At 65.8% G+C, this 14675-nt stretch carries 10 protein-coding genes, 1 tRNA gene and 1 pseudogene; 3 read left to right on the forward strand and 9 right to left on the reverse strand.

Annotated features, from left to right (window positions below; translation table 11 throughout):
- Positions 1-38 precede the first annotated feature (38 nt).
- Positions 39-707, forward strand: a complete 669-nt coding sequence (locus KXS11_RS00465; RefSeq protein WP_437383461.1) for a hypothetical protein — start codon at positions 39-41, stop codon at positions 705-707.
- 150 nt (positions 708-857) lie between these two features.
- Positions 858-1265 (forward strand): SseB family protein, encoded by a 408-nt coding sequence (locus KXS11_RS00470; RefSeq protein ID WP_437383463.1) that lies wholly within the window; start codon positions 858-860, stop codon positions 1263-1265.
- Positions 1266-1439: 174 nt separating this feature from the next.
- Here KXS11_RS00470 and radA read toward each other — a convergent pair whose 3' ends face one another.
- Positions 1440-2816: a DNA repair protein RadA gene (radA, locus tag KXS11_RS00475; protein ID WP_437383465.1), complete on the reverse strand. Its 1377-nt coding sequence runs from the start codon at positions 2814-2816 to the stop codon at positions 1440-1442.
- Between the two features lie 109 nt (positions 2817-2925).
- Here radA and KXS11_RS00480 point away from each other — a divergent pair.
- A tRNA-Ser gene (locus tag KXS11_RS00480) sits at positions 2926-3015 on the forward strand.
- 398 nt (positions 3016-3413) lie between these two features.
- On the opposite strand, the gene KXS11_RS00485 is transcribed toward KXS11_RS00480, so the two are convergent.
- The 8 genes and pseudogenes from KXS11_RS00485 to KXS11_RS00520 all read right to left on the reverse strand — a co-directional run bounded on the left by KXS11_RS00485 (position 3414) and on the right by KXS11_RS00520 (position 14583).
- Positions 3414-4886, reverse strand: coding sequence for an MFS transporter (locus KXS11_RS00485; protein WP_437383467.1), 1473 nt, complete (start codon positions 4884-4886; stop codon positions 3414-3416).
- Between the two features lie 358 nt (positions 4887-5244).
- Positions 5245-6264, reverse strand: a complete 1020-nt coding sequence (locus KXS11_RS00490) for a LacI family DNA-binding transcriptional regulator (RefSeq protein WP_437383468.1) — start codon at positions 6262-6264, stop codon at positions 5245-5247.
- A 16-nt stretch (positions 6265-6280) separates the two neighbouring features.
- On the reverse strand, positions 6281-7042 hold the full coding sequence (locus tag KXS11_RS00495; protein WP_437383470.1) for a TetR/AcrR family transcriptional regulator: 762 nt from the start codon (positions 7040-7042) through the stop codon (positions 6281-6283).
- The gene (locus KXS11_RS00500) at positions 7039-8355 is read right to left on the reverse strand and encodes an MFS transporter (RefSeq protein WP_437383472.1); all 1317 of its coding nucleotides are present in this window, start codon (positions 8353-8355) and stop codon (positions 7039-7041) included. Before KXS11_RS00500 ends, KXS11_RS00495 begins: the two co-directional genes overlap by 4 nt.
- A gap of 73 nt (positions 8356-8428) precedes the next feature.
- The gene (gene uidA / locus KXS11_RS00505; protein ID WP_437383474.1) at positions 8429-10228 is read right to left on the reverse strand and encodes a beta-glucuronidase; all 1800 of its coding nucleotides are present in this window, start codon (positions 10226-10228) and stop codon (positions 8429-8431) included.
- 8 nt (positions 10229-10236) lie between these two features.
- Complete coding sequence (locus tag KXS11_RS00510; RefSeq protein ID WP_437384114.1) at positions 10237-12690, reverse strand: glycoside hydrolase family 2 TIM barrel-domain containing protein; 2454 nt, start codon at positions 12688-12690, stop codon at positions 10237-10239.
- An 18-nt stretch (positions 12691-12708) separates the two neighbouring features.
- A pseudogene (locus KXS11_RS00515) lies at positions 12709-13305 on the reverse strand (sugar-binding domain-containing protein); the annotation flags it as partial.
- 51 nt (positions 13306-13356) lie between these two features.
- A complete protein-coding gene (locus KXS11_RS00520) occupies positions 13357-14583 on the reverse strand; it encodes a family 1 glycosylhydrolase (protein ID WP_437383476.1) in 1227 nt (408 codons plus the stop codon).
- Positions 14584-14675 lie beyond the last annotated feature (92 nt).

Raw genomic sequence — 14675 nt, forward strand, 5'->3', positions numbered from 1 at the left:
ATCGGGGGTTTTCGGGGTTCCCCGCTTAATCTGTCACCATGTCGAGTCCCACGAATCCCCGCGGACCGCTGCCGGCTTCGGTCTACCGGCGTCGTCGGTTGGTCGTGTTCGGTGCGCTGCTGGCCGTGATCGTCCTCGTGATCGTCCTGATCGTGTCCATCACGTCGCGGTCCGGGGGGACCCCGACCGCTGCCTCGCCATCGTCGACCCCGTCGTCGACGCCCAGTGAGTCGTCCGGCGAGGCGCCGGCCGCGACGACGCCGCCGATCGACGAAGCTGCGACCACCGACCCCGGTGCTGCCGCAGCCTGCACCGCGGACCAGATCACCGTGGAAGCGATCGTGAACGGCACGAGCTTCGCTGCGGGGGAGCTGCCGCAGCTGTCCTTGAGCGTCACGAACACGGGGTCGGCTGCGTGCACCATGAACGCCGGCACGAGCCAGCAGGTGTTCACGGTGTCGAGCGGCGACGAACCGTACTGGACGTCGACCGACTGCCAGACCGCGCCGAGCGACCAGCAGGTGCTGCTCGAGCCGGGGAAGACCGTTGCCTCCAACCCGCCCATCACCTGGGATCGCACGCGTTCGGCGCCCGACACCTGTGACGCAGCGCGCGATCCGGTCCCCGCGGGAGGCGCCTCGTACCACCTGAACACCTCCATCGGCGGCTTCGCCTCCTCCGACAGCACGCAGTTCCTCCTCAACTGAGCCTGAGCGACCGGCCCGCGTCCACAACTCCTGCTGATCGCCGCCTGGCACGCCGCGAGCCCCGAATCGGCGGTTCGCCGCGCCGATCCTGCCGGTCTGCTGCAGGAGTTGTGATGGGGAGCGACTGGATGGAGCTGCGAGAATAGGGACATGGCGAAGCAGAGACGTCCCGAGTTCCGATCCCAGGCGCTGGCCGATGCGCTCGCCACAGGCGACATGGTCGCGGTCGCGTACGCACTGCGGAACGGTCGGTTCGTCGTACCGCTCATGAAGCCCGGCAACCCCGACAAGCCGACGGAGACCGGCGAGGTGTGGATGTTCCGCCAGCCCGAGACGGCGCGGTTGGCGCTCCTGCTGTTCTCCGACGCGAAGAACAAGCCGTCGTCCCTGCCGCCGTACGTCGGGCTGCACGACGGCGCGTGGTTGGCGAGCTTCCTGCGGACGTACGGCGACGACATCGAGACGGTGCTGTTCGACGTCGCCGGCCCGTCGTCGTTGCAGGCGTCCCCGGAGGAGCTGCTGCGGGTGCTGAAGATCGAGCCTCCAGCGGCCGAGTAGGACCCAACCCGCCGGTTCGTGCGTCGTCACCGAGCGCACAACTCCTGCGATTCCGCGGTGCCGGGCGCACCTCTGCGCCTCGGCGGGCCACCGCTCCGCGTTCCGCAGGAGTTGTGCGCACGGCGACGGTCAGACAGGCGGTCGGACAGGGGATCGGGCCGCCGGGTCCGCTCCTTAGAACGCCGGTTCGATTTCTGCGGCTCGGACGACGGGGGTCGCGCGCGCCGCAGCACGTTTCGCCATGCCGAGAACGATGGAGAGGTCGGCGCTCGCCTCGGCGTGCAGCAGCGTCTTGTAGCCGAGTCTCGTCGCCTCGGAGCCTCGTTGCTTCGCGACGCTGACCGGCCGGACTTCGCCGCCCAGGCTGATCTCGCCGTACGCTGCGAGGTCGTGGGGGATCGAGAGGTCGCGGAAGGCAGACACCAGGGCGAGCGCGATGGCGAGATCGGCCGCCGGTTCGGTGAGTTTCACGCCGCCGACGGTCGAGACGTACACGTCGTAACCGCTGAAGTCGTAGTTGAGCCGGCCCTGCAGGACCGCGAGGATCATCGAGACGCGTGAGGCCTCGACGCCGCCGGTGACACGGCGCGGGTTGGGGGCGGTCGTCTTGTCGAGGAGCGCCTGCACCTCCACCGGAAGGGCTCGTCGCCCCTCCATCGCAATGGTGACGCAGGTGCCGGCGACGTTCGTCGCGCGGCTGAGGAACAGCGCGCTGGGGTCGGGGACCTCGGCGATGCCGTCGCCCGTCATCTCGAAGCAGCCGACCTCGTCCGTCGCGCCGAAGCGGTTCTTGAGCGTGCGGAGGAAGCGCAGTGCCGTGAATCGGTCGCCTTCGAACTGGCAGACGACGTCGACGAGGTGTTCGAGGAGCCGGGGGCCTGCGATCGAGCCGTCTTTCGTGACGTGGCCGACCAGCAGGATGGGGAGGTCGCGCTCCTTCGCGATGCGGGTGAGGACGGCGGAGACCTCCCGCACCTGCCCCGGCTGACCGGCGAGACCGTCCGACTGCGAGGAGGAGAGCGTCTGCACGGAGTCGACGATGAGGAGCTGCGGGTCGACCTGCTCGATGTGGCCGAGGACGGTGGCGAGGTCGGTCTCGGCAGCGAGGTAGAGGTCGTCGTGGAGGGCGCCCGTGCGCTCGGCGCGGAGGCGGACCTGGCTGACCGACTCCTCGGCGCTCACATACAGCACGCGCGCGCCGGTCTGTGCTGCGCGGGACGCGACCTCGAGCAGCAGCGTGGACTTGCCGACACCGGGCTCGCCCGACAGCAGGATGGCGGCGCCGGGCACGATGCCGCCGCCAAGCACGCGGTCGAACTCGGCGATGCCGCTCGACCACCGAGGTGCCTCGGTGGCGAGTGCCTGGGTGATAGGGCGTGCCGCCCGCTCGTCGGATGCGCGGATCGGCGTCAGTTTGCCCAGCACACCCGTCGGCGCGGTGGCCTCCACGACCGTTCCCCACTGCTGGCATTCGCCGCAGCGACCGGCCCACTTCGCGGTGGTCCAGCCGCATTCGGTGCAGCGGAATGCGGGGGAGGAAACCTTGGCCATGCGGTTAGCCTAGGCGTGGCGTCCGACACCTGCCGCCCGCTGTCGCGGCCTGTGGAGAACGAGCAGGCCCAATTCGCGTCATGGCCGGACTTCTATTACACTCGACCCCGGTACCGTGTCCGAGCGGCCGAAGGTGCAACTCTCGAAAAGTTGTGTGCTTGAAAGAGCACCGTGGGTTCAAATCCCACCGGTACCGCCATGATGAAGCCCCCTACATCCCTGCAAACCCCTGGGAAGTAGGGGGCTTCTCTCCGTGCTACGGCGTCCAGCTGTGCCGCTGCGGCAACATGTGCAAGCCGCTTCACCGACGTTCGGGGAGCGATTGCGCTCAGACACGTGCCCGACCAACCCCGAGTTCTGCTCGAGTTGCGTGCATCGAGAGCTCTAGCCAACGGTCGTCTCGCATCGAGGAGCGGATTCGTCGCGCTCTGGATCAGTTCTGCAGACGCCTCGCGTTCACCCGGCCCAGTGGATGCGGCATCGGCATGACCAGCGGCCGTGTTCGATCGTGCTGTTCGGGGCCGGACGGAGATTTCTGTGACCGCTCGAACCGCGCGAGATGCGTTCATACGCCGTGCGAGGTTGACGGCGTTGCGTTCATTGCACGTCGCGCGGAGGTGCGGCTTGCTCGCCGGGGATCGACGCTGGGGTGGTGAGAGGGACGGCGGCGTCCTCTTCTGCCCGTGTCAGCGCTTCGGGATCGGCCGCAGCACGCCGCGCGTCCAAGTCGGCGTTCACGACCGGCAGTATCTTCAGGTCGAATTTGGAGTAGAAGATCATGAGGACGATGATGCCGAGGTAGACGAGCGCTGGGATGCCAGCAAAGAGTCCGACGATAGCGGTGTTCGCCGATGCAGGCTGGACGTCGAGGGTGCCGTCGTATCCCGTTGCGCTGAGGCTCGCGCCCACGAGGAGGCCTGCTGCGCCGATTCCAACGCGACCCATGACGCCTGTCAACGCGCCCATGGTGCTTTCCAGGCGTCGCTTTCCCTTCCACTCGTTGAACGCGCACACGTCGAGGATCATCACGCCACCCAGATAGCTGAGGGGGAGCGCTGCGAAGCCGCCGAGGAGTGCGCCGACACCCAGGAGGATCAGGCTGCCATTGGCGAACAGATAGAACCCGGCGCCGATGAGGCCGATCATGCAGCCGGCGATCATGATCTGCGAGATGGCGAATCGCTTCATGAGTCGCGGGAACAGCAGGATGAGGGGCAGGATCAGCACGGCTGCACCTGCGACGGCTCCCTGTAGTGCGAGATTGCCGACGACATATCGGAAGTAGTAGGAGATCATGTTGGCGCCGTTGATGCCGCTATTGAGGAAATAGAGCCCTGCAATGAGCCAGATCCATTTGCCCGCGCGGAGCGTCGAGATCAGATCACCGATCTTGATCGGCGGCGCACCGGTGTCTGCAGTCTTGAACTCCTCCTTGACGAAAATGAAGCGCGTCATGCCGAGGATTCCCAAGGGGACCGCGACACAGAGCATCACGATGGACCAGCGCGCTGGATCCTTGTCGGCCCAGTTGAGGCCGATCGGGAGGGCGATCGTCAGGGCGATCCCCGCGATCGTGGTGAAGATACCGGCCCGGGTGTACACCTTGGCGTAGACACGGCGGTTGGCGAACGCGCGTGCCATGTAGAGGGTGTCGTTCGAGCGCAGGAGCGTGTCGAAGAGGACGTTGATCGCGAGGAAGGTCGTGAAGACCCAGATCGTCCGTCCGGAGATGTCGAGCGATGCTGGCGTCGAGAACAGGGCCCAGGTGGCAAGCCACACACCGATGACGGCGAATTCGTAGGGTCGAGCCTTCCCCCACCGTGTCTCGGGGCTCCGGTCGATGATCCACGAAGCCAACAGCCCACCGGCGATGTTGCACAGGCTGCTGACGAGGATGATCACACCGACCATCGCGGCGGGGATGCCCAGCGTATCCGTGGCGTAGATGGCCATGTATCCGAGAACGATGAAGTTCGCGCCTGCGGAGATTCCAGCGCCTGCCCACGCAAACAGTTTTCCGAAGGGGAGGCGGTCCGGGTCTGCTCGTTTGTCGATCCGGGTACGGGTCATTGTCTAACTCCTTTGTCAGTCCAGTGGTGAAGCGGTGCGGTGAGGAGCAAGAAGGTCGCTGTCGGTCGGGTAACCGGGGTGGTGTGCTCGTCTGGCTCCAGTAAAGCCACTCTCGCTGAATTTGACAAGCGATTGCCAATTTGGATTTGGCAACTTCTGGAAACGCAAGCCCCCACGCGTTCGTGGAGCCGCGATCGAGACCACACGCGGCGTCTGGAGTCGTCAATGCGTTCGGAGACGGACGCGGTCGAGGTCGTCCTCGGCGAACGCGCCGGTGGAGATACGGAGATCGGATCCGAAGTCGACCGGCCGTACTCCTACCCGGGACGTCGAGCCGAACTGCAGGACGCGCGGCGGATCAATCGGGTGCGCCGGTGGATTGCCGAGGGATGAACCGGGTTCCGAGAGCGGGGCCTTCGACTGTCAGACGGGTGGGTTCACAGAACAATTCGACCGCGTGCGCGCCGAGTTCCGTGAGCGGACTGCGGATCGTAGAGAGCGCGGGCGTCGTGAGATCCGCGCCGAAGATGTCGTCGAAGCCCACCACACTGAGGCGGCCCGGTATCGCCAGCCCCTGCGCCTGGGCGGCTCTGAGCAGTCCGAGCGCCATCAGGTCGTTGTAGGTCATGACTGCGGTGGCTTCCGCCGTCACGATGCGTTGCAGGAGTTCGGCGCCGCCGTCCAGCGTGGGAGCGGCCGGCCCGATCTCGCGGAGCGGCAGTCCCGCGGCGATGGTGAGGGCCCGCAGGACCGTCCATCGGTGCGAACTCATCCACGAGGTGCGCGGTCCGGAGACGTACGCGATCGATCTGTGCCCGAGTGCGACGAGGTGGGCGAGCGCGTCTCGCATGCCGGGCCGTACGTCGGGGATCACCGAGGGGATTCCAGGTACCTCCCGATTCACCAGGATCACCGGCTTGAGTTCGTTCAGTTCGACGATGTCGGTGTCCGTCAGGCGGGAAGCGACCAGGATGAGGCCGTCCACTGACGGTTGGAGGCGTTCTGCGGTTTCGAGCTCGGTGGCCGGGGACTCTTGTGATTCAGCGACGACCAGAGTGTTGCCGCGACGGGCCGCCGCCTGTTCCGCGCTCCGGATCAGGTCGAAGTACACCGGGTTCGTGATGTCGGACAGGACCAGGGCCAGCGTGCCTATGCGGCCGGTCGGGAGCGCACGTGCGATCGGGTTCGTCCGGTATCCAAGCGCCTCGGCGACGAGCCGAACCCGCTCCTCCGTCCGGATGTTGAGCCGCCCAGGTCGGTTGAGCGCGCGCGAAACTGTCGATGCACTCACTCCGGCTTCTGTCGCGACGTCGTAGATCGTCGGAGGAGCCTTCTTTCCGATCTTCGCGTCCTCGGGCGTCTCGTCCTTCTGTGGCACTCGAGCCTCCTGGCGTCTATTCAGTCTGCGACGGGAGCGTCGCGGCTTCTGCCGGCTTTCCCGGGCTGATGATCATGTCCAGGAACGTGTCAACGGCCACACCCACGTCGAACCCGTTCTTGTCGAACAGCCACTTGTGTCGGAGGCCGTCGGCTGTGGCCAGCAGGATCGTTGCGAGTTGGGCGGGTTCCACGTCGACCAGCAGACGGTCGTCGTCGCGGAGCTGTGCGAGAAGCCGGGTGTAGAACGAACGGATTCCGGCGAAGCGCTCCGCCAGGGCAGCGTGGGCCGGGTGGTCGGCCACGGACGCCTCACCGGACAGGACGGCGTCGAGCTCGAGCAGTTCCACCGAGGGTGACCCGATGCTGCGCGTCGCGCGACGGAGGATCTCGCGCGGATCGTTCCCATGCTCGCCGACGGCGCCGATCGCGTCGGCGATCTGCAGATCCCGAAGCGTGATCACTGCGAGGAGGAGGTCCTCTTTCGTGGGGAAGTGGTGCAGGAGACCGTTGTGACTGACGCCGGCGCGGCGCGCCACCTCTGCCATCGTCGTGGCCTGAAACCCGTTTGCGGCGAACGCTTCCAAGGAAGCGACCACGATGACTTCCCTGACACGGGCAGATTTGGCGTACGGGCCCCGGACTGTCGCTGCTGTCATGATAGAAGTCGTCTCCTCGCGTGAATTCAGCATTTTCCTGCCGTTTTCAGCATACGGCTCACGTTGTCCTCGCCGACGGATGGTCAGAGGGAGGTCGGCCGTGGTGGGTGAGGCCCTCATCGTGGACGTCTCCCGAGGAAGAGGGGCACGGCTCCGCCGACCAGTGCGAGGGCTGCCGACGCGAGGTAGAGGACGACGTACTGGGACTCCCGTGAGGCGGCGAGTCCGAGCAGGAGCGGCGCAACGAGGGGAGCGACCGCGCTCGGGATCCGCTGGGAGAACGAAGCGATCGCCAGGAACCGGCCCGCTTGCGTGGAGCGGTAGGGCAACACGTCGAGCACGAGTGCTTGGCCGGCGGACCCGAAGGCGGCGATGCCGAGGTTCGTGACCAGCGCACCGACGATCAACATCGGGAAGGTCCAGGCGAATGCGGACACCGCGCTGCCAGCGGCGAAGACGATCGCAGATGCGGCGACCCAGCCGCGTCGGGTGCCGACGCGGTCGGACAACCAGCCTGCCCCAAGCGCTCCGAGCGACGCGGAGACGATGCCCAAGGCGGAGATGGCAGCCATGACCGTTGACACCTCCGTGACAGAGACACCGAGCCGCTGAGCGTAGAAGTACGTTCCATACGCGACGGTGAGCGAGAGTCCGAAGAAGAAGAAGAACCGGCCGCTCAGCACCCAGGCGAATCGTGGATGTTGCCGCGGGTGGAACGCGAGACTCCTGATGAATCGGGCGACGGTGAGCGGCTCGCCGAGTTGCATGTCCCGTGAGTCAGGCTCGTGGACGAAGACGACGAACATCCCGACGAGCGCGGCACCGATTGCTGCTGGAATCAGGAAGAGCAGGACCGAGTCGTCAGCGAACTGTCCGGCGACGAGGATGCCGAGAACCGGCGAGACCTGGCCGGCGAGATTCACCAGGCCGGAGACCTGGCCGCGCTGTCGTTCCGGCAGCCTGTCGGCGAGCAGATTGCCGATGGATGCCCCCGTGGTCCCCCAAGCCACGGAGGTGAGCATCCATCCGAGCCCGAGGACGACCAGGTTGGGGCCGAAGGCGAACACCGGCACCGCCGCGAGTCCGATCACGATTCCCAGCACGGCGAACGGCTTGCGTCGGCCCCACCGTGTCCTGGTCCGGTCGCTGACGATTCCGGTCAGCGGTGCGGCGACGAGCGAGCACACGGCTCCGGCTCCGAGGATGAAGCCGAGCACCTGCTCGCTGTCTGGAGCGAGTTCGGTGAGCCTGACAGCCATGGAGAACACCATCGGAACGATCAGGGCGATTCCTGAGCCGAACGAGGCGACGACCAGCAGAAGGATCGTGTGCCAGGGGGCTCGCGATTCGCGATCGACACCGTCATCAGCGATCGTCGAGGGGTCGCCAGGGTCGACGCTTCCTTGTGCAGCGATCATCGGATCGACCGACATGCTCGTCGCTGCTTCGGTCGAAAGACGACCGCTCGTTTCCTCCGGTGTCATGCCCGGCACCGCGCCCGTCGCATCACGCGTCCGTCGGAGGGGTCGGTTTGCGATTCCCGATCCGCTTCCACCGCTCGCGGAGCGAATGCGCCGCGCCCTTGGGTTTGCGGTCGCGCGAGAAGATGCCCTTCCGGTTCCCCTCCACCCGATGTATCCCCACCGTCGTCTGGAAGTCCGCGAAGTTCCACACCTGTTCGCCGACAAATGATGGATTGCGATCGAACACGCGGTGATGCATCGAGAGATAGTCGCGCTGGTACTCCTCGGTCCAGGGGACGTCCCAGACCGAATGGGCGCCCGGAAGCGTGTCGACGCCGTACTCCGCCATCATGATCGGCTTCCCGAACTTCTCCGACCACCCCCGAAGATCGTGTTCGAGGTACTGCTCGGCCGTCTGCAGGTCTCCGACGGCGACGTACCAGCCGTAGTACCGGTTCAGACTGATGACGTCCAGGAGGTCCGCCACCCGATCGTTCTCGAAGGTCGCGAACATGACTTCTGCAATCGTGATCGGTCTGGTCGAATCGAGTTCGCGCGCGAGGTCGATCAGTGGAGCGAAGTACTCCCTGGCGCCCTCCTCGTTCGTCGCCGGCTCGTTGGCGATGCACCACATGACGACGCTCGGATGGTTCTTGTCTCGAGCGATCAGTTCCCTGATGTGTTGGGCGTGAGCCGCCTGGGTTTCATCGTTGCAACCGTCAGGCCCGAAGGTGGGGATCGCCGGTGAGCCGGTCAGGCCGCCCATGACGCCGAGGTTGAGCCCGACTGCCGCCGTTTCGTCGATGACGACGATGCCGTGTCGGTCGGCGAACTCGAGCACTTCCTCCGCATACGGATAGTGGGAGGTTCGGAACGAGTTCGCCCCGATCCAGTCGAGCAGCTGGAAGTCGTGGACGAGGTAGGCCGGATCGTGCCCCTTCCCGCGGATGGCGGTGTCCTCATGCTTGCCGAAGCCGGTGAAATAGAAGGGCTGCCCGTTGATCAGGAACTGGTTTCCTCTGACCTCGACGGTGCGCACCCCGACAGGAATGCTGAAGCTGTCGACGAGATCCTCGTCGTCGGTCAACTCGACGGTCAGATCGTAGAGGTACGCCGCTCCGGGCTGCCAGAGGTGCACGTCCGACACGCTCAGGGATCCCGACGCCCCGTCTGCGCGGGCGACAACGGCGCCCGCCTCGTCGGTGAGGTGCACCGAGACCTCGCCGGAACCCATCGCGTCGATGGTGAAATCGACGAGTGCGGAAGAACCGATCAGCTCCGTCGTGATCGCGATGTCTCGGACGAAACGGCGGGGGGTGGAGTACATCCAGACCGATCGCGCGAGTCCGGCATAGTTGTAGAAGTCATGGAGATAGGACTGCCGCTGAATACCGTCGGGGCCCGTGGTGACCGTCCCCGGGGGAATCGTGACATTCGTCAGGCGGTTGTCAACGCCGATGGTCAGTCGAACCGCTTCACCCGGTGTGACGATGTCGGTCAGATCGGCCTCGAACGGGGTGTAGCCGCCGACATGTTCTGCGACGAGACGATCCTCGACGTACACGGACCCCGCGTGGGTTGCGGCGTCGATGCGCAGGACGATCCGTTCCCCGCCCCATCCGCGCGGCACGAAGACGGTGCGCTGGTACCAGACGACACCGACGTGGCCACGGATCGCGGGATCGACGAACTGGTCGTTGTAGCTCGCCGGCACGGCCGCCTCGAGGCGCCCCGGGAGAACCCGCTCCCAAGGGGCGACGAGGTCGTGCGTGTCAACTGCGAAACGCCAGGTGCCGTCGAGGTTGATCAGGTCGCGGGTCGGGGTGGCTTGGGGCTTGAGCATGGTGCTCCTCAGTTCTCCGGGGCCAGAGCGAGGCTCCAGCTCCATGCGTAGTGGTCTCCGTTGAGGCGGTGGACGGGTCGAGTGTCCGGCCCGAGCAGTGCGGTTCCGACGCCGCGGTGGGCGATGTCTAGATGCACGATCGTGCGGGAGCTCGCAGGAAGCTTCCACCAGTGCGTCGCCTCTTCGAGCTCCTCAGTGGTGTACCGGGAGACGTTCACGTGCAGCGTCGTCGCCGACTGCACGCGCACCCGCCCGGCGGATCCGAAGAGCTCCAGCTCATCGACGCCTCCGCGAGTGCCGTTCTCCTGCGGGATGAGGTAGGGCGTGGCAAGGTCGTCGACGGGACTCGTCCAGCGACCCAGCAGAGCCGAGTCGCTCCGATCCGGATAGTTCTCCCATGGACCAAGCCCCGTCCAGGCGGCATCGGTGAACCCGTCGCTGAGTTCGAATTCAACGCCGACGCGCAGGCCGTCCCGTGTTCCATGAGGAAGGGAGACGTCTTCGTCGAAACGGTACTCCCCGTCGGCTGCGCTGATCCGGCGGCGGTGGACGATCTCCTCGCCCCAGGCGGTCGCGTAACGGATGGTGACGACGGTCGCATCGCCCTCCGCCTCCGCATCGACGGTGGACGGCGTGAGGGCGAAGAAGCCCGACCGGACGAAACGCTTGTCGAGAGCGAACGAGGCATCGTTGTCGGTCAAGGCGCGCCAGAGGCTCAACCGCGGAGGGCTGGTGAGGAGCGGGTGTCGGATGGACCCATCGGCGGCGACCCGTGCCGGTCCGCCGATCGGCAGCGAGAGCGGTGCTCGTGGGAGCACCACCTGCTGGACGGCGACTTCCGTGCCGGCCGGTGCCCAAATGGTGCTGGTGGCGGTCCGCGCGGTCAAGGTGACAGCGAGGACGCCCGGATCGGTCAGATGCTGGACGATCTCCACCGGCAGGTCGATGCTGCGTTCCGAGCCCGGGGCGAGATCGAGCTTGATCGGTGTCTCTTGGCCGGCTCCGCGGCGTGTGTCGACGCGGACGGACAGTTCGAGGTCATCAAGCCCGGAGAAGGCCCGCCGGCTCCGCACCCGTAGCCGACCCTGCATGACGTCTTCGGGGCCAGAGGTGATCCGGATCGGACTAAAGATCCCGCGCATCTCGAACATGGCCGGCTTCGGTGCTGCGTCAGAGAAGGCGATGCCGTTGAGCATGGTCGCACCGCTCTGTCCGGCATCATCGAAGTCGCCGCCGTATCGCAGGCGACCGTCACCGTCGACGTCCAGTGCATGATCGGTGAACTCCCAGATGAATCCTCCTTGCAAGGCGGGGAGGGATTCGAAGAGACGCCAGTACTCGGCGAGCCCGCCCGTGGAGTTGCCCTGGGAGTAGGCGTACTCGCAGGTGATCAACGGGCGGTCCGTGCGCTCATCCATCGCATACCCTTCGAGCGCTGCAAACGAGGGGTACATCGGGACGACGAGGTCGGTCGACGCATGGCCGGCGTGCCAGTCGGTTCCGACCGCCCCTTCATACTGGACCGGGCGTGTGGGATCAGTCGCTCGGACCCAGGCTGCTGCGGCCTCATGCACGGGAGCGTGCCCGGATTCGTTGCCAAGTGACCAGGACACGACGCACGGGTGGTTCCGGTCGCGGAGGACCATCCGCGAGACGCGCTCCATGATCGGGAGCAGGTAGCGCGGATCATGTGCGAGCGATGACGCGAAGGCATGCGACTCCACATCGGCTTCATCCACCACAAGGAACCCGATCTCGTCGCAGAGGTCGAGGAAGTGAGGGTCGTTCGGGTAGTGCGAGGCACGGATGGCATTCACGTTGCAGCGTTTCAGCAGTGACAGCTCCCGGAGCATCCGGTCTCGGCTCACCACCCGACCAGTGCGGTGGTCGATGTCGTGTCTGTTCACGCCCTGGAAGAGGACTCTTCGGCCATTGATGAGGAGATCCGTCCCGACGATCCGCACGGTCCGGAAGCCCACTCGAAGGCCGACTCGATCGATCTCTGTGCCAGTCGGGTCGATGAGGGAGACGGAGAGGTCGTACAGTTCGGGAGTCTCAGGCGACCACGGTCGGACAGCGAGGTCCGCTCTCTCGACGACCGCCGTACCGGCGATGCCGAACGTCGGCATCGTCATGGTTGCGAGATCAGGGATGGCGCGGAACTCGGGCGGGATCGGGGCGCTCGCCGCCCGGATGCTGAGGAGGTCCATGAAGTCGTCCGGCAGCGTCTGGACAGGCCGTTCGTTCCTTCCGCGGGCCGGTTTCGGCAACGTGGGCGCGGCCACTCGCGGCGACACGACGCCGTCGTGCTCGTCGTCTCCGATGCGCACGACCGTTCGATACCCGCCGTCGGTGCGGTGAGCCAGACCATCAGTCTGGACGTCGACGCGGAGGCTTCCGAGACCCCGAGCATGGTCCCACTCAGCCACGGTGACGACGTCGGTGATCCGGACCTCAGGCACGTAAGAAATCCAGACAGATCGTGCGATGCCTGATTGCCACCACTGGTCCTGGTCCTCAAGGTAGCTTTCCGCCGACCATTTGATGACCACGAACTCGAATTCGTTCATCCCTTCTCGGCATGCATCGGAGATGTCGAACACGGACTCGAGGTGCGAGTCGGTTGCCGGAGCATACCGATGCCCGTTGATCGTGACGCGAAGCTCTCCTTCGACAGCACCCACGTGAAGCATGGTCCGCGTCCCGGGCCGTTCCGACAATTCGACGGATCGTCGGTACACGCCTGTGGGGTTCCTGCTCGGGATTGCGGGTGGGATCTCATCGAACGGCATCGGGACGTTGGTGTAAAAGGGACGATCGTCGGAAGACGTCATCGTCCACAGCGAAGGAACCTGCACGGTCGTCCAGTCGTCGCGACGCGGCGCCGTCGGCGCCGGAAGCAGTTGGAAGGCCCACTCGCCGTCGAGCGAGAGGTCGACCGGGCGACGGATCGCTCGCATGGGCTCTCGGCTGGCGACCGCGGAGGGGGCAACGGGACCTTCCGGCCAGGGCGAGCTGTTCGTGACGAGTGTCATGGTGATCCTGTTTCTGCGCTGAAGATACGAGCTCACGAGCATGAGCGAGCCCGAAGATGGATTGGAGATCGGAGGGAACGTGGAACGCTCGCCCTAACCGCTCAGAGCTGCACCGTTGGATCGGGCGATCTCGCCCAGCCAACCGAAGCTCGGTTTCGGCCGTCGGACGAAGGTCTCCCGGTCGACGGCGATGAGTCCGAAGGTCGGTTCCCAGTGGCCCCATTCGAAGTTGTCGAGCAGGCTCCAGTGCAGGTATCCACGGACGTCGACACCCTCGTCCAGAGCGCACTGGACGGCATCCAGCGCGCCTCGTGTGTAGGCGATCCGCTGCGCGTCGTCGGAGGTCGCGATGCCATTCTCGGTGATCAGGATCGGCACGCCGGCGGTTACCTGCCAGCAGTGACGGACGGCGATGCCGACTGCATCCGGCCGGAACGGTGTCCCGACGAGTGTGTCGTCCGGTCGCGGTTCGTGCGCAACCTGGCCATCTGGCCCCACTTGCAGCGTGGAATAGGACTGGACGCCGACGAAGTCGTCTCCTCGGGATGCCTCGAGGTACAGGTCCTCCCATTGCCAGCTGAGGTCTCGGGCACGGGACTCGCCTCCCGGCAGGATTTCGAAGGCTCGGTTCGCCACTGTCCAGCCCACACGAGCACCTGTCCGCTCTCGAATGCGGTCTCGGACCGCGTGGTGCGCGGCGACGAGCCGTCGACCGATCTCCGCATCGGGCGGCGGGAGCTGCGGTCGAGCCTGTGCCGCATCGGGATCGCCGTCGATCGTCGGGCTCGTCCACCGAGCGCGGGCTTCCGGGTCTGCGGCGAGCCGGGCCATGCCGGTCATCATCGAGAGCATGTTGGGTTCGTTCATCGTGCACACCCATGCGACACCGCTGAGAATGGGGATGACGGCATCGACGTAGGCGGCGAATCGAGCGACCGCGGAGTCGACGAGCCAGCCGCCCTCGTCGGCGAACCACTTCGGGTTGGTGAAATGGTGGAGGGTCACGACCGGCGTCAGGCCGAGCGACACGGCGGTGTCGATCATCCGACGGTAGTGGGCGAGTTCTGCACGCGAGATCATGCCCGGTCGAGGTTCGATGCGTGCCCACTCGATGCCGAATCGGTAGGAGGTGTATCCCGCTGCAGCGAGCAACTCCATGTCCTCGGCATAACGGTGATAGCTGTCGCAGGCGTCTCCGCTGAAGTCCATCCCGGGCATCAAGCCCTCGTTCGCCCAGAAGTCGCTGTTGAGGTTGTTGCCTTCGGTCTGATGGGGAGCCGTTGCGGCTCCCCAGAGAAATCCGTCGGGAAAAGCGGTCATCGTTGATCCATCCTGCCTAGGAACCGGTGTGGATCACCGTAACACGAATTATGCAATTGATTGCGATTTTCAGTTCCAGTGCGCGGGCAGGC

The organism is Plantibacter flavus, assembly GCF_051487245.1.
Classification (GTDB): domain Bacteria; phylum Actinomycetota; class Actinomycetes; order Actinomycetales; family Microbacteriaceae; genus Plantibacter; species Plantibacter flavus_B.

Coding starts and splice junctions, on each gene's coding strand:
- radA (WP_437383465.1), bottom strand. CDS start 2,816: ATGGCCAAGGTTTCCTCCCCCGCATTCCGCTGCACCGAATGCGGCTGG.
- KXS11_RS00485 (WP_437383467.1), bottom strand. CDS start 4,886: ATGACCCGTACCCGGATCGACAAACGAGCAGACCCGGACCGCCTCCCC.
- KXS11_RS00495 (WP_437383470.1), bottom strand. CDS start 7,042: ATGAGGGCCTCACCCACCACGGCCGACCTCCCTCTGACCATCCGTCGG.
- KXS11_RS00465 (WP_437383461.1), top strand. CDS start 39: ATGTCGAGTCCCACGAATCCCCGCGGACCGCTGCCGGCTTCGGTCTAC.
- uidA (WP_437383474.1), bottom strand. CDS start 10,228: ATGCTCAAGCCCCAAGCCACCCCGACCCGCGACCTGATCAACCTCGAC.
- KXS11_RS00470 (WP_437383463.1), top strand. CDS start 858: ATGGCGAAGCAGAGACGTCCCGAGTTCCGATCCCAGGCGCTGGCCGAT.
- KXS11_RS00500 (WP_437383472.1), bottom strand. CDS start 8,355: ATGTCGGTCGATCCGATGATCGCTGCACAAGGAAGCGTCGACCCTGGC.
- KXS11_RS00520 (WP_437383476.1), bottom strand. CDS start 14,583: ATGACCGCTTTTCCCGACGGATTTCTCTGGGGAGCCGCAACGGCTCCC.